Below are 18,951 nucleotides of genomic sequence, written 5' to 3'. Positions count from 1 at the left end.
ATTTTTCTCCATGACTGTTTTTTATATATACCGGTCCCGGATGATGAATCGGAGCCGGAATGAAGACTAGGCATGAAAGAAGATAAGGAAAATAAAGAAGGGCAAAGCCCGGATCAGCCCGGCCACACTCCCGGAGAAAAAGACGATTCAAATCAGGAGCAGGGTTTCCGGCAGGACGATGACAGGATTGCTGAAGAACCTCTGCTGAAGCCGACAATTTCACCGGTAAAGGCTGGGTTTATCGGCCTGATGTCCGGATTTTTTATTTATCAGATATTTTCATCGGTTCTTACCGTTGTTATATTTGGTGCAAATCTTGATCAGGCGGATCCCAATGCTCTTCGCCTGATGCAGACAGCCGGACAGATTCTGTTTATGCTGCTCCCCGCACTCATACTCAGCAAAATGATTTATGACAACGTTACCGAGCTTTTGCGCATCCGCATGCCTGATTTCAAAGGGATGGGATTGTTCATCCTTGCAATGCTGATGCTGATTATCGCGATGCAGAATTTTCTGCTGATTCAGGGACATTTCGCGGAAGTATTTTTCCAGAACAATCAGCAGTTTGCTTTCGTAAAAGAAGCCCTGGATAGCCTTAATAAGATGATTGAGGGTTCGTACAAAGTATTTTTCCGGATGGAAGGATTTCTCGATTACTTGATAATCATTCTTGTCGTGGCGGTTGTTCCTTCAATAGCTGAGGAACTTATGTTCAGGGGATATATACAGCGAAGTTTTGAGCTCCGGTATAAACCGTTCTGGGCGGCTGTTATCACCGCATTCTTTTTCAGTATTTTTCACGTGAATCCCGCGGGCGTCATCGGGCTTTTTGCAATCGGACTCTTTCTTGGATTTGCCGCCTATAAAACGGATTCTATGCTCACACCGGTTGTTCTGCATTTTCTGAATAATTTTATCTCCGTGCTGTTTGTTTTTATTTACGGAGAATCAGAGCTGATTCAGCCGGCGGGAATACTTTCTCCGGAAATGCTTACTTCCGCGCAGAAGAATTTCTTTTATACCGGTGCGCTGTTCCTTGCCTCAGTTTTCGCGATTCAGTTTTACTATAAGAAGCATGCTAAAAAGCAGTACGCCAATGAGTGAGCATCAGAACACAACAAAAACAGAAGAAATAACCGGTGAAGAGCAGATTCCTGAAATTCCGGCGCCGCCTGAAAACAACGGCGGAGGAGATGATGATTTTGCCCTCCTCACAAAATGCTCGAACGAGATTGAAGCGGATATGATTGCCGCTAATCTTGAAGGAGCGGGAATTGAGTCCTATATACTCCGGCAGAATGATTCAAGTTTTCCGGTGATGGGGAACCTCTCGGTTGTAAAGATTTACGTCCGCCGTGCGCAGTTATCCGATGCTCAGGAATATCTGAGTAATTTTTATGAGGGTGATGAGGAGTCAGATGAGCGCGTTTAATAAAAATACCGCGGTCCGTATCGCGGTTTCCGTTGTTGCAATCCCGGTAATTCTTTGGGCTGTGCTTTACGGGCACATTCCCTTTATGGTATTTACCCTGGCAGTCGGAATGATTGCCTATTACGAGTTTGTAAGAATCACTGAAAAGAAAAAAGCCAATCCGCAATTGTTAATGGGACTGGCTGCTATCCTCTTTCTGCAGGTGAATGAATACTGGAATATAACGGAATTTGGCATCGCGATTCTGATTATCGCACTGGCGGTTCTGCTCAGAGAATTGTTCCGAAACAGAGGTTCAGCCATTATGAACCTTGGGACGACCATTCTTGGTATTTTTTATATAGGGTTATTCACTCTGACTCTTCTGATGATACGGGAATATTTCCCTGTTTATGAGCAAGGGGGCTACCTGATTCTTGCTATGTTTGCATCAATATGGATATGTGACTCAGCCGCTTACTTTGGAGGGCTGTCATTGGGGAAGCACCGCCTTATGGAACGTGTCAGCCCGAAGAAAAGCTGGGAGGGGGCAATATTTGGTTTTGGCGGAGCGATTCTCTCGTATTACCTGGCGCATATCTGGATTCTTGATTTCCTCACCATGACCGATGTGATTGTTATGGGAGTCATTACCGGCACGATTGGCCAGATGGGTGACCTGATTGAATCCCTGATTAAAAGGGATGCTGAAGTAAAAGATTCCTCAGCGCTGATTCCCGGGCATGGCGGCATGTTCGACCGTTTTGATTCGATGCTTTTTGTATCACCTGTAGTATATATCTATCTGAAATTATTTGTGACCATCTGACGAATGCATGTAAAAGAAAAAATAAATGTTATAACCCTTGGCTGCTCTAAAAATACGGTTGACTCCGAACGGCTGATCAATCAGATTAAACTGAACGACTTTACTCTTACCGATCTTCCTGAAAGGGCTGATACGGTTATCATAAACACCTGCGGTTTTATAGAAGCCGCGAAAGAAGAGTCCATAAATACCATCCTTCAGGCGGTGCAGCTTAAGGAAAAAGGGAAAATAAAAAAAGTGCTGGTAGCCGGATGTTTATCCGAGCGGTATAAAGACGACCTGCGTAAAGATATCCCTGAAGTTGATCAGTATTTCGGTACTGAGGCTTATGCTGAAATCATGAAAGAGCTCGGGGGAGAACTGAAATATGAACTGCTTGGTGAACGGGCAGTCTCACTCCCAAGCCATACTGCTTACTTAAAGATTTCAGAGGGATGTGACAACCCCTGTTCATTTTGTGCAATTCCCCTAATGCGCGGAGGCCACCGTTCAAAACCTATTGAAGAGCTTTTCAGAGAAACGGAATTCCTGGCAAAAAACGGGGCCAGGGAAATAGTAATCATCGGTCAGGATACCTCTGACTATGGCAAAGATTTGTATGGAGAGCGGGTGCTGGCAAAACTGCTGACCGAACTAAGCAAGGTTGAAGGCGTTCACTGGATCCGGCTGATGTATGTTTATCCGTCCCATTTCCCTTCAGAAGTTCTTGAGGTTATGGCCTCAAATCCGAAAATCGTGAAATATATTGATATTCCGCTGCAGCACATCTCGGATAATGTACTGAAATCTATGCGCCGCGGGATAAGCAAAAGGCGGACTCTGGAGGTACTGAATGAAATCCGTGAAAAAGTACCCGGAATTACGCTCCGCACTACCATGATTACCGGTTATCCGGCTGAAACTAAAGAAGATTTTAATGAATTGATTTCTTTTATAGAAGAGTTTAAATTTGACAGGTTAGGTGTTTTCAGTTATTCTCCTGAGGAAAATACCACCGGTTTCCCGCTGGGCGATCCGGTTTCCAAAAGAGAAAAAAATGAGCGAAAACGCAAAATCATGAAGCTTCAGGAAGCCATTTCGCAGGAGAAAAACACCGCTTTCATCGGCAAAACCATGGAAGTGCTGATTGAAGGTAAAGAAGGCGATTTTTATATCGGAAGAAGTTTCCGCGATGCACCTGAGGTTGACGGAGAAGTTTTGGTAACAAGCAGGAATCAGACACTGATTCCGGGATCATTCTATCATGTTCATATAGACGACTGCAATGAACATGACCTGTTTGCATCCCTCTGAAAGGAAGATGATTATGAGAATATTTATATATCTTGCGCTCCTGCTCGCGCTGCCTCTGGCTGCCCAGCAGAACAAACCGGTTGATGATACCTTTCAGAGGAATCCCGATTTTTATTTTGAACTGCTGAACTACAGCGCTTCGGATACCGCAAAAGCCCGGGTGGATCTTTTTATCAATATGCCTTTTGATAAAGTAAAGTTTATCAAATACGGGGAATCGTTTAAGGCGGAATACAGTGTCACCGCTTCAATGTACGCTGAAGATAAAAAAACCCTCATCTCCGAACGGGTCTGGTCAGAAAAGATCGAGACTAAAAATTTCGATCAGACCATCTCCTCAAAGAATGCCAATGTGAGTCTGAAATCATTTGTTGTAGCTCCTCAGAATGTTTTTGTCCGTATCGTCATCGAAGATAAAGATACCCGAAAAGAGTATGCTGCCGAACGGTTCTTTACCGTCAGAAAGTTTGATGCTCCGATCACTGTCAGTGATATCCTGATAGTGAATTCCTCAAAGACCGGAAATGTGGGAAGGACTATAGTTCCTAATATATCAAAGACTATTGATACCGATCTTAAAGCCCTTCCGGTATTTTATGAAATCTATCTGAAGAAACCGGAAAAGCTGTTCGTCAGATATAATATCCTCGGGCCGGATGAAAAAGCCGTCTACTCAAGAATACTTGAAGTGGAACTCCCGGCAGGCAGAAACCAGATGTATTATGAATTTGATTCGCTGGCTTTTACTGCCGGAGACTATAATGCCGTGGTTACCATCAATGATGATGAATATAATCTTGCCGCATCAGTTAGCAAATCATTTTCCTCCCTTCTGGTCGGGCTTCCTTTTATTATTAAGAATCTTGATAAAGCAATAGACCAGATGATCTATATCGCTACGGCAAGCGAGATTGATGTAATAAAAGAAGGGAAAACCTATCAGGAACGGCTGGAAAACTTTCTGAACTGGTGGAAGAAAAAAGACCCGACTGATAACACTCAGGAAAATGAAGTCTTTAATGAGTACTACCGCCGTGTGGAATACTCCAACAGGAATTTCACCCATTATACCGAAGGGTGGCGTACGGATATGGGTATGGTATATATCATCCTGGGAGCACCCAGCAACATAGACCGGCATCCGTTTGACTATGATCGCAAGCCCTATGAAATCTGGGAGTATTATGAACTGAACCGCAGGTTTGTGTTCGTTGATAATACCGGTTTTGGCGACTACCGCCTGACCACGCCTTTGTATGGTGATACTTACCGCTACCGTCAGTAAAGTACCCGGTGCTCTGAAATGATTCTTACGGTAACCGCAAATCCGCTGCTTGAACTGGTCTATACACGGGACAGATTCGAGCCCGGAGAAAATAACCGTGCTGATGCCTTTGCATGGCATGCAGGAGGCAAGGGAATAAATATCTCCCGGCAGCTTGCCGCACTCAGCACCCCATCGGTTGCGTTTCTGCCTCTTGGGGGCGAGACAGGAAAAATCCTCCGTTCAGTTCTGGAAGAAGAAAAACTTACCTTCTCACCGGTCGCAGTTAAATCTCCCGTGAGAACTGCTTCACGCCTAAAGGAAAATGGCCGCATCACTACGGCATTTGGAACAAATATCCCCCTCTCTTCTTCTGATATTGCCTCATGCATAGACAAACTCGGTAAGATGATTGTTAATGTGGAGATGGTATCCTTTTCCGGCAGCGTGCCCTGCCCCGAGGCCGCGGAAATATATATTGAGGGAATTCGTCTGGCAAAAAAGCATGACAAAATCTGTTTTCTTGATACCTATGGCCCGCATCTTCAGGATTGCCTGAAAGAAGCTCCTGCCGTACTGCATGTTAATTCGGATGAAATACTTCCTTTATACGGCAAACAATTCACTGATGAAAAGGAAATGCGGGAAATTCTGAATGATCTTTACGGTTACGGTATAAAGCAGGCGTTTATAACAAACGGCGGTTTCCTGTTTTTCTCGTCAAATTTTAACTTTCATTTCAGGGTATCACCTCCTCTGCTTCAGGCAAAGGATGAAACCGGAAGCGGGGATGCATTTATGGCAGGTATCATGTATGGCTGGTACCATGACATGGTATATAATGATTTTCTGCGGCTGGCAGTATCGCTTGGCGCCGCAAATGCCCGTTCATTTGATGTCTGCAGGGTTACACGTGCTGAAGCGGATCTGCTTGCCGGCCAGGTGAGCATTGAACCCGCGGGTGAAAAAATAAAGCTGATTGATGATACAGCGACTTTTCATTAACGCGGCTCTTCTTTTTTCCTTTTTAACTCTTTCCATTTATTCCCAGACGATCAGCGAAATCCGGATTACCGGTGATGATAACCTGACCGATCCGGTTAAAAAACTAATCAGTATCACCCCATCACAGATTCTCACAGACTCGCTTCCCGAAGAAAAGGCAGAAAAACTCCTGCTTCTCTCGCTGAAAGATTTTGGATTTTTTTCTATTGAGAGCATTACCAGGAACAGGGAGTATTCGTCTGACTCTGCTTTCTACGTTCTCACTTTCAATGTAGTTCCGGGGATGCGGAGTATCATCAGGGAAATTATTGCGGCTGATTCGGCAATGCCGGATCTGACGCTGCTCAGGGAAGAACTTGAAGGTATGGCTTTTGACCGGCTGCTTATTGAAGAGGCGATGAAAAATCTGCTTCTCAGAGAGGAAAACCGGGGATATCCTTTTTCAGCAGTGAATATCAAAAAGGTAGTGCTCAAGGGGGATTCCGTTTCGGTATATATAGGTATAAGCAGCGGCCCCAAAGGAACGATACAGCAGATTGAAATAACCGGTAATGCTCTCACCAGCCGTGAGGTGATTATCCGCGAACTCCGGCTGAAAGAGGGAGAAACCTATAGTGATGAACTAGCCGCAAAAATTCCTCCGCGGCTGAACCGTCTCCGGTTGTTTGAGCCTGTTTCGCCCCCATCTTTTTACTTTAACTCGAAAGATGAAGGGGTGCTTTCCATTTCAGTTAATGAACGTCAGTTTAACAATTTTGACGGTATTGTGGGATATATGCCGCCGGGACAGAATGAAAAAAACGGATATATAACCGGGCTGCTGACAATCTCCCTGCGTAATATTTTAGGGTCAGGACGCATGGCAGGCTTCCGGTGGCAGAAGATTGACCGTAATTCCCAGGAACTGGAAATCAAATATACCGAACCCTGGCTTTTTGCTTTTCCGGTTAATGTAAGCGGAGGAGTATTCCAGCGGAAACAGGATACAACCTATATCCAGCTGAAATATGATTTCTCCGCTGATTATATGCTGAATGAAAATGTAACACTGAGCTGGATCGCGGGATTTGAAAGCATCGTGCCGCAGGTAAATGATTCAATTGCACGCTTCACCGTTTATAATTCTTCCTACTTCACCAATGGAGCTGAAGCGGTTTTTGACTCGCGGAATGATCCGTTGGTACCGGAGCGGGGAGTTTATCTGAAAGCTTCGTTCAGTCTGTCAAATAAGAAAATTAATGGTCCCGCGCAGTATATATCACCCGGACAGCAGGTATCGTTTTTGCTGAGAAGGACTGTGTCACAGCTTCAGTTCTACTCAACCATTATCCGCCGTCAGGTTGCTGCGCTGCGGCTGAGGTATCAGGAAGTGAGCGGAGATAATCTGGAGACCAATGATTTTTACCGCCTCGGAGGCAATACCGATCTGCGCGGCTACCGGGAAAATCAGTTTCTGGCATCGCGTATACTAATGGCGAATCTGGAATACCGTTTTCTTACCGGCGGAAGAACGTTCATCTATCCTTTTTTTGATATTGCCTATTATAAGAGGGATGCAAATCCGGTTTCACGGATTACAGCGGATGAACAGGTAAAAGCCGGATATGGAGCCGGTGTGTATCTTGAAACAGGTGCCGGGATGCTGCGAGTAGAATATGGCCTGGCTAAGGGAGACTCATTTTCGGAGGGGAAAATTCACTTTGGGATTGTGTCGGAGTTTTAGATTCTTTTCCCCGAATCATCTACGGCTTTAAAATTCTTATCCACTCCAGCTGTTTTTTTAGCCTCTCTGATTTCTCAGGTGAATATTCAGGGGAAAGTGCTCCTATCATTGCCGCAAACTTTGTTATCGCATCATCAATCGGTATATCAGGCATATAGCCATCCCTTAGGGTATGCACCATTCTCAGGGTTTTAAGTGCATCAAACCAGCTTCGCTTTCTTCGGATAAGATCTTCGCCCGGTTTTGAGTGTGCAAGAAAATTCCCCAGTTCGCGGGTGATGACCGGGGTGCTGAGATAGTCATAGACTCCGGGATGGATACCCCTGGCGGCCTCAAGGTATTCCTCATTAGATAAAAGCGTTGGCGCCATAAACACCGAAAGCCAGTCCCGCAAATGATTAAAAATTTCCGGATTATATATCAGATCGGGATTCCGCTCTCCCTTCAAAATATCATCAACAGCGGGTCCTGTCCCGAATGGCACACGCCGGGAAATTCGCGCTGAAGGATATACTACCGCGTCATACAGTGTTTTGACGGGAGTGAACTTAGCAACCTTTTCCAGAAAATAAAAATCCTCCGCGGCTTTTCTTTTATTCATCCCCTCAGCCTGCATATATACCGCACCTCTTGTTACTATGGTTGACCCTACCGGCAGATACGAGTAATGAGAACCGGCGTGAAGGGCTCCTGCCGCGTAAAGCCGTATATATAGTTCGTAAGAAAGAATGGCCCTCAGGTGTTCCTGGTTAAGTCCTTCGGTACGGTGCGCAAATCGTGCAACACCGGCTCTGAGATTTCCAAAGAGGTATTCTTCCTCAAGGGCAGTCAGGTACTCTTTGTTAACGGTACAGTCTGCATCAAGACACACAAGCAGCCCCTTGAGAGGATCAGCAAGTCTGATGAGCGCCTCATCCATTCCGATCTTGCGGGCAAGCCCGACTCCGGAATCTTTGGGGTCCAGGGGGTTTTGCAGCGCCGCATCAATCCAGGCAATCTGTACCCGGCTGTGTGCGGTTTTTTCCGCGGCTGTTTTAAGCCAGAGGAGTGACTGCCGGTTATTTTCCTTAATATCATCCGCATCGTCAGGGGAGTTGTTTACTACACCGATGACGATAATCTTTGTCAGCCCCGGTGAGTCTGCCTCCAGTAGCGAAAGGATAGTTTCCCTGAAACCAGGGTTCTCATTTTTTATTGGTATAATAATTGCAATATCAAACCAAACGTCATTTATCGTGCTTAATGAGCGCTCAATTTTCCTGTACTTGCGAAGATACCGCAGGAGAATCTCATTTTGCATATGGAATCAGGGATTTATTTCTCTGAATGTAGAAAACTAAATTTAAATATACGAATACAGTAAGGAAAGACAGGTTTCGTTATGGATATTAAAAATAAAACCGTTCTTGTGCTTGGCGGCTGGGGACTGGTCGGTAATTCCGTTATCAGAAAAATGCTCCCTGAAAAACCGGGACGGATCATCGTAACATCACTCAAAAAAGAGGAAGCTCAGGAAGCTGTTGCCCATCTGAAAAAAGAATTCCCGGGGTACCCCGCAAATTTCTTCACCCCCTGGTGGGGAAATGTGTTCCTGCGGGAAGAGCATAAAGAGCTGAACCGGGTGGAAATTCTGATGGACCCGGAAAAGCGGAAAACCATGATGGAAGACACCATGGAGGAACTGACTCCTGAAATTCTGGAAGCATCTTCCCTCTATAAACTGATTACAAAATATAAGCCTGATGTGATTATTGACTGCATCAATACCGCGACGGGAATTGCTTATCAGGATATATATACCACATATAAGACTCTTAAAAACCGGCTGAAAAACAAACCGGGAGCTGAGGAGCTTACCGCGGAAATTGAAAAGCTCTTCTGCACTATGTATCTGCCGCAGCTTATCCGTCATATTCAGATCTTTTATAACGCAATGGCCAAAGCCAAAACGCAGATCTACTTTAAAGTGGGAACCAGCGGAACGGGCGGAATGGGTCTGAATATCCCCTATACACACAGTGAAGAAAAACCCTCCCGCGTGCTGCTGAGTAAATCAGCCGTTGCAGGTGCTCATACACTGCTGCTCTTCTTGATGGCAAGAACTCCTGACACTGCAATTACCAAGGAAATTAAACCTGCAGCCGCAATTGCATGGAAGCGCATTGCTTTTGGGCCTGTCAGAAAACGCGGAAAAAAAATTGAGCTTCTGGATATCGAACCGGAAATGGCTCAGGTGCTCGGCAGTGAATACCGCTTTGCCCTGAAGAATAAAATTCCTTCATCCGGAAAACCTCTGCAGTCCGTATTTATTGATACCGGTGAAAACGGGATTTTCTCACGCGGTGAGTTTGAAGCAATCAGCGCCCAGAAGCAGATGGAGTTTGTAACTCCGGAAGAAATTGCAGACAACATCATCTTTGAAATAAAAGGAGGCAATACCGGCCACGATGTTATTAACGCGCTTGATAACGCAACACTGAATCCGAGCTACCGTGCCGGATATATGCAGCACTTTGCGGTTAATAAAATGGCGGAGCTTGAAAAACTATCCGGCATAGACTCCGTTGCATTTGAAATGCTCGGACCTCCGCGTCTTTCCAAACTGCTTTATGAGATATATCTGATTTCAAAAATAGCAGGCTCCATGAAATCAGCAGCTGTTTATGATGCAAAAAAACTTTCTGACGGATGTTTTAAGCTCATCTCTGAAGACAAAGAATTAACGAGCCGGATTGTATCAATCGGAATACCGGTGCTGTTTCCTGACGGAAAAACCCTGCTCCGCGGTAATGATGTAAAGATACCGGTGCAGACCGGCAATGAATTCCTGCCGATGGATCAGAAGACCATTGATATGTGGGCTAACGACGGCTGGGTTGATCTGCGCAAAGAAAATATGTCTCAGTGGAAAAAGCGCCTGAAGGCATTGATGGAAGAAGCTGATGCAATAAGCGATGATGACAGCAGTTCACTTCACGTCCGCACCAAATCCTACTGGAATAATTACGAAACCATTGATCCAGGCCGCGTGGTCAGCTGGATATTTATCCATGAGGAAAAAGGAAAGAGAATAAAAGGATAAAATTTTAAGTGTGAATTGTGAATTGTGAATTGTGAATTTTACATTGTAATTTTTCACTCTTAACTTTTAACTAAAAAAGCCCTGGTTTGTTGCCGGGGCTTTTTGTTTATTTCATCTCCGGGACTCCGCAAAGACGACGCAATCGCAGAAGCATTTCGCAGAAAATGGCCCGTTCTGGCGATTGCATCGTCTTTACATTTGCAGGCAAGTATACTCTGTAAAGACGATGCAAATGCTAAACAAATGCTTTATTATTCACTGACTTTTGCATTTGCGTCGTTTGAGGGAAGAGCGCGGAAGGGGGCTTTTGATGCATCTCAGGGAAGAATGATAGAATCTGCCTTTCTAGTGCTTTACAGGTACTCGCCGAGACGACGCAATCGCAGAAACCGTTCGTACATAATGGCCCGTCCTGGCGATTGCATCGTCTTTACGAAAATTCTTAATCAATTCATACTTCATAATTCATAGTTCTTTTAGCTGTTTCTTTACTAAATTTCGGTACTAAGTATTAAACACAATGAACTTTGAATTCAACTTACTTTTAATCATTGGATTACTTACCGTAGCCGCAGCCGTTGTGGCCGGATTCCGGCAATACCGTGAGCGGTACGGATGGGTATTTGTTTGTTACGGAATTTCGGAGCTGTCGGCTCTGATTTTTCTGGCAGTTTTTGGTCTCCGGGGTAATCAGTGGTATATAGTAATGCTGATTCCGGTCATCTATGGCTTTATCTTCAGGAAGTTTTCCAAAGAACATCTGGTATTTATCTTGCTTATATCAGTTCTGACATTATTTGTTTTGCCGGGAAGTCCTGAGTCCCAGCTTCTGATCATGGCCATAGCCCATATTGCGGTATTTTTATTTTTATCCTATGACGCACTGATGGATATGCTGGTGAAGGAAGAATTGAATTTATTCTATATTCTCTTTCTTCTTTTTGAAGTCAATGCAATCACAAAACTGCTGTTTATACTGTTTAAGGTTAATCTTTCAGTAGTCTATTATTATCCTTCAGGGATCTTTACAGTACTCCTTTATTTCTATTTCATCTTTTTCTCCTATAACAGTCCGGGGCTGCGAATCAGAATAAAACCGGTTCACACCGTTCATAAATAAACAATACAGCTCCTTGTTCTGAGGGGAGAGAGGTAATTTAAGAGCAGTAACTATCTGCTCTTATTGCGTCTTTAAAATGAAGTCAGAGAGAAGCATGGTGTTCCCGGCTCATAGTTGAAATCAACTTTACAGCCCCCGGAATGGGATGAGAGTGCAGGTTCCTTATTCTCGCTTGCAGAACTTTTTTAATCCGGCTGGTGTTTTTAGAATATCATTATTCCAGGAGTTGTCATGATCAGCCGATTTTTCTTTCAGAGTATTTTTCTGAGTTTACTAGCATTCCACGTCATTTTTCCGCAGAATTTTGCTAAAACAGGACTCTCATTTCCCGGGTTTACCAGCGGAAATATTGTTTGGGGGGACTATAACAATGACGGTTTTCTGGATATACTCTTCGCGGGCGGTCCTTACCCCTGGGCGGGAACCTCTTCGATTTATAAAAATAACGGGGATGGCACTTTTTCTGAAAATCAGAGTTCTTTCATTCTTAAACTCTCCAATGCCACAGGTGCCTGGGTTGATGTAAATAACGACGGGCTGCTTGATATCATCATTTCCGGCTACTACCAGTTATTACGCAGACCTGTGGCGAAGGTCTATCTGAATAATGGTGACGAAACTTTTTCTGAAACGCCAAATGATATTGCAGGGACATACTACTCTTCAATCGCGTGCGCCGATTTTGATAATAACGGAACTATTGATTTCGTGATATCAGGACTTGACCGTGACCTGCTCCCTCTTACAAAACTGTATAAGAACCTCGGGAATGGTTCATTTGAAGCGGTGCAGACCGGGTTTGTAAATGTCTGGCAGGGAAGTTCTGCCTGGGGAGATTTTGATAATGACGGCTTTCTTGATCTGGTTATCTCAGGAAATGATAATATCGACAACAATTTGTCTAAAGGGGTCACAAAACTTTACAGAAACAACGGGGATGGTTCATTTACTTCAGTACAGTCATCTGTTCCCGGGGTATTTACAGGCTCGGTCAGCTGGGGTGATTATAATAATGACGGCCTGCTTGATATTCTTATTACCGGCGACAGAAAGTTTGAATTATTCGGAATGAATGCCGCTATCGCAGAGATTTATAAAAACACCGGCGGCGGGACTTTTCAGAGAGCAGATATTACACTCCCCGGAATGATTAGCAGTACAGGCATCTGGGCAGATATTAATAACGATGGTAATATTGATATCCTGCTTTCCGGATCAAAAGGTGTTTTTGGCATAGAACCCTACACACAGCTTTTTATCAATGACGGAACAGGGGGTTTTTCACCCACGGATGACTCTCTGAAACAGCTTGCCCAGAGTGTGGCTGCCTTGGGGGACTTTAATAATAACGGCAGACTCGATCTTATCCTCTCTGGTTATGACGAGGAGAACCTGACCTATTCCGCGGTCTTTTATGAAAACATAACTGCCTCAACAAACGCAAGGCCTCTGGTTCCTTCCGGTCTTTCAGAAGCTGTAACCGGCTCCGAGGTTACACTTTCCTGGAACAGTTCAACTGATCCGCAGAATGCGGGGCAATCCGTAACCTACAATATAAGAATCGGCACGGCTCCCGGCACTGCTGATATATATACACCGATGGCATCGGCAGTTACGGGCAAAAGAAGCATTCCCCACTACGGTAATGTTAACCACAATACATCATGGAAAGTGAAAGGACTGGCTCCGGGGGAATATTATTGGAGTGTGCAGGCAGTGGATAACGGATTTCTGGCTTCAGCCTTTTCTCCTGAGAGGAAATTTATAATAGGCACTCCTGCGTCCGCAAAAGATGTACATTCTGCTCTCAGCTTTGAACTGAAAGGAAATTACCCGAATCCGTTTAATCCGTCAACCATGATATCCTTTTCTCTCCCTGAGGACGAATTTGTTTCACTGAAGGTGTATAATATTCTTGGGAATGAAGCAGCCGTTCTTGCGGAAAAAGAAATGCCTGCGGGAAGCCACAGAATAGAGTTCAGTGCCGGAAATCTGGCGGCAGGAGTGTATATCTATATCCTCAAAGCTGGCAGATTTTCTGCTTCCGGCAGGATGATGCTGGTGAAATAACCGGAGGAGTAAACAATTCCCTGAAGCGGTTTATTTGTATTTTTGTGCCAGATAAACCGCTTTTTTGAAGCGGTTTATTTGTATTTTTGTGCCAGATAAACCGCTTTTTTATTATGTACAAAACACTCTACTCAATCAGCAAAATGGACTGCCCCTCTGAGGAGGCAATGATCAGGATGAAATTTGACGGCGACCCCGGCGTCCGGAAAATTGAGTTTGATCTCACAGCCCGGCAGGCAGCTTTTTATCATACAACAAGCGCTAAAGAGATTACCGCAAAACTCACCCCTCTTAATCTTGATGCTGAAGTAAAAGAAAGCGTACCCTGGAGGGATGAAATAACTCCTGATGAAGATGTTCAGAGGAGTATCCTCATAAAGGTACTTATTATCAATTTTTCCCTCTTTGTTGCCGAAGCGCTGTATGGATTTTTGTCCGGTTCGATGGGGCTGCTGGCGGATAGTCTTGATATGCTCGCGGATGCTTTTGTTTATGGGCTCAGTCTCTATGCAATCGGTCATGCAGCCTCTGCCAAGAAGAGGGTGGCAGGCATCAGCGGATATATACAACTTTCGCTGGCTTTGATCGGCGCATTTGAAGTAGTACGAAGATTTATCGCTCCCTCTGAAGCGCCTGAGTATGTTATTATGATTATTGTATCATTATTCGCTCTTGCGGGCAATTGGGCATCATTAGTTCTGCTGAAAAAAGCCAAAAGCCAGGAGGCACATATAAAAGCGAGTATGATTTTTACTTCGAATGATATTATCATTAATATGGGAGTGATAGCTGCTGCGGTTATTGTCTATTTGAGCGGCTCTCAGATTCCGGATCTGGTCATCGGCGGAGTTGTATTCGGGATTGTCCTTCGCGGAGCATTCAGAATAATCTCCCTGAGTAAATAATTTTAGTCAGTGCGGATATACTTCCGGCATACCCGCGCTGACTTTCTGATAATTTATCCTTTTATATACCAGAGTTCTTCCTGCGGATGCGAAAGCCATCTGCATCCGTCAGCGGTTACATTCACCATTTCTTCAACGGTAACCACTCCGTGCCCTTCAACAAAGAGGCGGGGTTCAATGGTGAAAACATGTCCTGGCTCCAGAGGGAGGAAAGGTGTGTTGCCGTAACGCTCCCAGCGGGGGAAGAGTCCGGCTCCTCCGTCATGTACAGCCCTGCCCACCTGATGACCAAGTCCGTGCTGATACTCTGCATATCCGTTTGATGTGATATGATTGCGTGCAAGATCATCTATCTCGCAGCCCGGTACTCCAGGCTTCATGCCGGCAAATGCATTTCTGATCGCCTGTTTAATAACATCAAATCCCTTTTGCACCTGAGGGGGAGCGGTAGTCTCACTATCGCGGAGAACGTACCAGGTTCTTTGCATATCAGAGCAGTAGCCGTTTACCTTTACGCCGAAATCGGTATTGATGATATGCCCCTTTTCAATTTTCCGGTCGGTCGGGCCGGAGTGTGCACCGGCGGTTTCCGGGCCGGTATATACAGCAGGGCAGTGATCCTGTTCCCACGCCGTTTCAAGACCGTGATCAGCAATTCGTTTCAGGATAAAAGCGGCCACATCCTTTTCGCTCATTCCCGGTTTCATAAATCCGGTCAGTTCATTATAAATCTTTTCGGTTACTTCTATAGCGGCGGTAATGTTGCTGACTTCTGAGTCGGATTTTCTTCCGCGCAGAGCAGCTACAATTTCCTCAGAGGAAATAAACCGCAGAGGGAAATCTGTTCCGGCCAGATGATCAAGCAGATTCAGATAAAGACCGTAAGTAAGACCGTCCGCCAGATTGGAGTGCTTTGAAAAGTTAATGGCGATCTTTTTAGGATTATGCTTCCGGAGATATTCTAATAGCGGTTCTTTTACCGACTTAAGATACCCTTCCACATTTTTATAGGTTCCGACTGTGGTCATATTGGGGACCTCAAGTGAACCGACAATGGCCGTGGTGTCACCATTCCGGTTGATCATAAAAGCTGACTGCCAGGTGCAGTTTGCCCCGACAACGATATCCATCGCCGGATCGTGGTTCACTGAACTCTCCCGGGCAAAGATCATCCAGAGATCTGTGTCTTTTTCGTTCAGAATGGAAACTGCCTGCTCTATTTTTTCATTAATGAGGGATTTCATTAGTATGTCCGTTTTCTGTTGTTAGGTTTAAGTTGCTCCGGCAAAAATAGTCATAATTCCCTTACGTTCTTTCCTCCGCTGGCAAGCGGAATGAACCGTTTATGTAGATTCCGTTCAGCGGCAGAATGGAATCCCTCATTTTGCACGGGTTAAAAGGGAGGTTTACCGGTAATATGGTTTTTAACAGTTCCGGTAGTAGATGGATAACAGGGTGAGCTGCAGAACTTCTCAGATGGTTGTGTTCTGGCTTCGCGGGTCGTTGGTTTATTTTTCATTTTACTATTGCGAGGTATCTCTCATGAGGTTAATGATACTATTGTTCTTATTGTTGACCACAATGTGCAGTCAGGCCCAGATTACTGACTCATCAGTATTCAGACAGTTGAAATTATTCGCAGTCCGTGTTTCTGCTGCTCCCGTTATTGACGGCATACCGGACGAAGCAGAGTGGAAAACTGCAGAACCCTATTCAACATTCTATCAACGGGAGCCGCAGGAAGGCGCACCTGTATCAGAGAAAACAGAAGTGTATCTTCTTTACGATGATGACGCTCTTTATGTGGCGGCACTCCTGCATGAATCCAGTCCTGACTCAATAGTGCAGCGTCTGGCACGCAAGGATAATTATATATCTTCAGACCGTTTTGGTATTTTTCTTGACCCCCTCCGTGATAAACGAACCGGATACTATTTCGGAGTAAACGCCGCGGGCACGCTGTATGACGGCACCTTGTATAATGATGACTGGGACGAAAGCAGCTGGGACGCAGTATGGGAAGGCAAAGCTGTGGTGAATAACGGCGGCTGGTCGGTAGAAATGAAAATTCCTTTCTCAAGACTCCGCTTTAAGGGAGGAGAAACGATGATTTGGGGAGTAAACTTCATCCGTGAAATATCAAGAAAAAATGAATCTTCCTACGCAGTGTTCCGTCCGAAAAATGGCAGCGGCTTTGTATCGCGTTTCCATGAACTTCACGGGCTTTCAAACATCAGGTCAGAAAAGCAGATTGAGGTGATTCCGTATATAACCGGCAAGGCAGAGTATATACCTTCGGCACCGGGCAACCCGTTTAACGATGGTTCACGCTATACCCCTGATCTCGGCGCTGATATCAAGTGGAATCTTGGTTCTGATCTTACCCTGAATGCTTCGGTAAATCCCGATTTTGGTCAGGTGGAAATTGACCCCGCGATTATCAATCTGAGTGACGGTGAATCATTCTTTAACGAGAAGCGTCCCTTCTTCGTGGAAGGAAACTCATACTACTCATTTGGATATGGCGGCTCTAACAATTACTGGGGATTCAATTTCGGTCCACCGGAGTTTTTTTACAGCAGAAGAATCGGAAGAAATCCTGCCGGCTCAGTTCCTTCATCGGATCATTATGATTCACCAGTAGGAACAAGAATTCTCGCATCCGCAAAACTCACCGGGCAGCTCGGCGAACAATGGAAACTTGGAACGCTCCATGCATTAACCAACCGGGAGTATGCACGGCTGAATACAGGCGGTATTACTTCTGAAGCTGAAATTGAACCGCTCTCTTATTACGGACTGCTCCGCATGGAAAGAAAGATTAATGATGGTACCGCCTCAGTCGGTTTCATTACAACTTACACAAACCGCGCTTTCAATGAACCGCGGCTGCAGAAAGAGATGAATAAAAGTGCACTGGGATTCGGCATTGACGGCTGGACCTATCTTGATGCTGACAAAGTGTGGGTATTCACCGGGTGGACAGGTGTTTCGCGGATAGGCGGAGATCCGGAACGGATTGCATCAGTGCAGCGGAACTTTATCCACTATCTGCAGCGTCCGGATGCTGATCACCTCGGAGTTGACCCGGCAGCAACTTCGCTGAGCGGATTTTCCGGCAGATATATGGTTAATAAGCAGGAAGGTAATTTTACCTTTAATGCCCAGGTTGGTTTTGTTGACCCGAAATTTGATGTGAGCGATCTCGGATTTATGTTTCGCGGTGATATAATTAATAAACATGTTGTCGCCGGCTACCGGTGGACAGAACCGGGAGAGTATATACGCAATGCCAATCTTAATATTGCCTATTTTTCAAACCATGATTTCGGCTGGGTGAAGAATAGTGAAGGAATTTTTCATTTAGGAAACATGACATTTACAAACTATTACGGTATCAACTGGAATCTTTCATATAACCCGAAAACGTATAATAAAACCAGAACGCGCGGCGGTCCTCTTACTCTTAATGAAGCAACGTATTCAGCCAATCTGTTCGGCTGGTCTGATTCCAGAAAAGATTTTGTTGTTGAGGCGGGCGCGGGTACCTATATGACCTCAAAAAGCAGGAGTGTGTTTACTTCAGTCTGGATGCAGTGGTCACCGGCTCCTAATCTATCGATGACCTTCGGCCCGGAAATGGAATGGAATAATGATCCATATATGTATGTAACCGCTGTTTCTGATCCGCTTGCATCGGCAACCTATGGCAAACGGTACGTATTTGCCGAACTGGAACAACGTACGTTCGCCGCGGGCATCAGGGTGAACTGGACCTTTACACCGGAGCTTTCACTGCAGGCATATATACAGCCGCTTGCTTCTGCAGGCAAGTATACAAAGTATAAGGAGCTGCAGCTTTCCGGAACAAATGAATATATGGTGTATGGGGAAGAGGGTTCAACCTTTGATCCAGCTTCCTTTACTGCCGACCCCGACGGCAGCGGACCGGCTCCGGCAGTAAACCTCTGGAATAACGATTTTAATTATATATCACTGCGCGGCAATGCAGTTATGCGGTGGGAGTATTCGCCCGGATCAGTGTTGTATCTGGTCTGGACCCAGTCACGGCAGGATTTTACCGAAATCCCTGACTTCCGCATGGGACACTCCATCAGCAGTATTTTTAACGACCGTCCGGAAAATATCTTCATGCTGAAATTCACCTACTGGATGGATTATTGAGTTCTCTAATAAACTTTTTTCTTTAGCATTGGTCAAGTGTCCCCAGCGTCCCCATTGTCCT

Annotated in this window: 14 protein-coding genes; 12 read left to right on the top strand and 2 right to left on the bottom strand. The window is 45.1% G+C overall.

Features of this window, described 5'->3' with window-relative positions; translation table 11 throughout:
* Positions 1–72: 72 nt before the first annotated feature.
* Genes HRU80_15045 through HRU80_15015 form a run of 7 tightly spaced genes read left to right on the top strand, consistent with a single transcriptional unit; the run spans position 73 to position 7,528 of the window.
* The gene (locus HRU80_15045; protein ID QOJ30113.1) at positions 73–1,107 is read left to right on the top strand and encodes a CPBP family intramembrane metalloprotease; all 1,035 of its coding nucleotides are present in this window, start codon (positions 73–75) and stop codon (positions 1,105–1,107) included.
* Positions 1,100–1,435: a DUF2007 domain-containing protein gene (locus tag HRU80_15040; GenBank protein QOJ30112.1), complete on the top strand. Its 336-nt coding sequence runs from the start codon at positions 1,100–1,102 to the stop codon at positions 1,433–1,435. Before HRU80_15045 ends, HRU80_15040 begins: the two co-directional genes overlap by 8 nt.
* On the top strand, positions 1,422–2,243 hold the full coding sequence (locus HRU80_15035; GenBank protein ID QOJ30111.1) for a phosphatidate cytidylyltransferase: 822 nt from the start codon (positions 1,422–1,424) through the stop codon (positions 2,241–2,243). The genes HRU80_15040 and HRU80_15035 overlap by 14 nt, the downstream gene beginning before the upstream one ends.
* 3 nt (positions 2,244–2,246) lie before the next feature.
* The gene (rimO, locus tag HRU80_15030) at positions 2,247–3,536 is read left to right on the top strand and encodes a 30S ribosomal protein S12 methylthiotransferase RimO (protein QOJ30110.1); all 1,290 of its coding nucleotides are present in this window, start codon (positions 2,247–2,249) and stop codon (positions 3,534–3,536) included.
* A 13-nt stretch (positions 3,537–3,549) separates the two neighbouring features.
* A complete protein-coding gene (locus HRU80_15025; GenBank protein QOJ30109.1) occupies positions 3,550–4,821 on the top strand; it encodes a GWxTD domain-containing protein in 1,272 nt (423 codons plus the stop codon).
* Positions 4,822–4,839: 18 nt separating this feature from the next.
* Complete coding sequence (locus tag HRU80_15020) at positions 4,840–5,805, top strand: 1-phosphofructokinase (protein ID QOJ30108.1); 966 nt, start codon at positions 4,840–4,842, stop codon at positions 5,803–5,805.
* On the top strand, positions 5,783–7,528 hold the full coding sequence (locus tag HRU80_15015; GenBank protein ID QOJ30107.1) for a BamA/TamA family outer membrane protein: 1,746 nt from the start codon (positions 5,783–5,785) through the stop codon (positions 7,526–7,528). The genes HRU80_15020 and HRU80_15015 overlap by 23 nt, the downstream gene beginning before the upstream one ends.
* A 19-nt stretch (positions 7,529–7,547) precedes the next feature.
* Here the strand turns inward: HRU80_15015 and HRU80_15010 are convergent, their stop codons facing one another.
* Complete coding sequence (locus HRU80_15010) at positions 7,548–8,828, bottom strand: hypothetical protein (protein QOJ30106.1); 1,281 nt, start codon at positions 8,826–8,828, stop codon at positions 7,548–7,550.
* An 81-nt stretch (positions 8,829–8,909) separates the two neighbouring features.
* Between HRU80_15010 and HRU80_15005 the strand changes: the two genes are divergently transcribed.
* From HRU80_15005 to HRU80_14990, 4 genes are all read left to right on the top strand, one after another.
* Positions 8,910–10,610: a short-chain dehydrogenase gene (locus HRU80_15005; protein QOJ30105.1), complete on the top strand. Its 1,701-nt coding sequence runs from the start codon at positions 8,910–8,912 to the stop codon at positions 10,608–10,610.
* Positions 10,611–11,130: 520 nt separating this feature from the next.
* The gene (locus HRU80_15000) at positions 11,131–11,730 is read left to right on the top strand and encodes a hypothetical protein (GenBank protein ID QOJ30104.1); all 600 of its coding nucleotides are present in this window, start codon (positions 11,131–11,133) and stop codon (positions 11,728–11,730) included.
* A 231-nt stretch (positions 11,731–11,961) separates the two neighbouring features.
* The gene (locus HRU80_14995; GenBank protein QOJ30103.1) at positions 11,962–13,800 is read left to right on the top strand and encodes a VCBS repeat-containing protein; all 1,839 of its coding nucleotides are present in this window, start codon (positions 11,962–11,964) and stop codon (positions 13,798–13,800) included.
* Positions 13,801–13,913: 113 nt separating this feature from the next.
* Positions 13,914–14,705: a cation transporter gene (locus tag HRU80_14990; protein QOJ30102.1), complete on the top strand. Its 792-nt coding sequence runs from the start codon at positions 13,914–13,916 to the stop codon at positions 14,703–14,705.
* 53 nt (positions 14,706–14,758) lie between these two features.
* Here HRU80_14990 and HRU80_14985 read toward each other — a convergent pair whose 3' ends face one another.
* Positions 14,759–15,949 carry a M24 family metallopeptidase gene (locus HRU80_14985; GenBank protein QOJ30101.1) on the bottom strand — a complete coding sequence of 397 codons (1,191 nt, stop codon included), beginning with the start codon at positions 15,947–15,949 and terminating at the stop codon, positions 14,759–14,761.
* 307 nt (positions 15,950–16,256) lie between these two features.
* Here HRU80_14985 and HRU80_14980 point away from each other — a divergent pair, with 307 nt between their 5' ends.
* Positions 16,257–18,890, top strand: a complete 2,634-nt coding sequence (locus HRU80_14980) for a carbohydrate binding family 9 domain-containing protein (protein ID QOJ30100.1) — start codon at positions 16,257–16,259, stop codon at positions 18,888–18,890.
* Positions 18,891–18,951: the final 61 nt, after the last annotated feature.

This window comes from Ignavibacteriales bacterium, assembly GCA_015709675.1.
GTDB lineage: Bacteria > Bacteroidota > Ignavibacteria > Ignavibacteriales > Ignavibacteriaceae > H2-BAC3.
The sequence above is the reverse complement of the archived record's forward strand: the minus strand, read 5'-3'. Positions and strand labels throughout refer to the sequence as shown.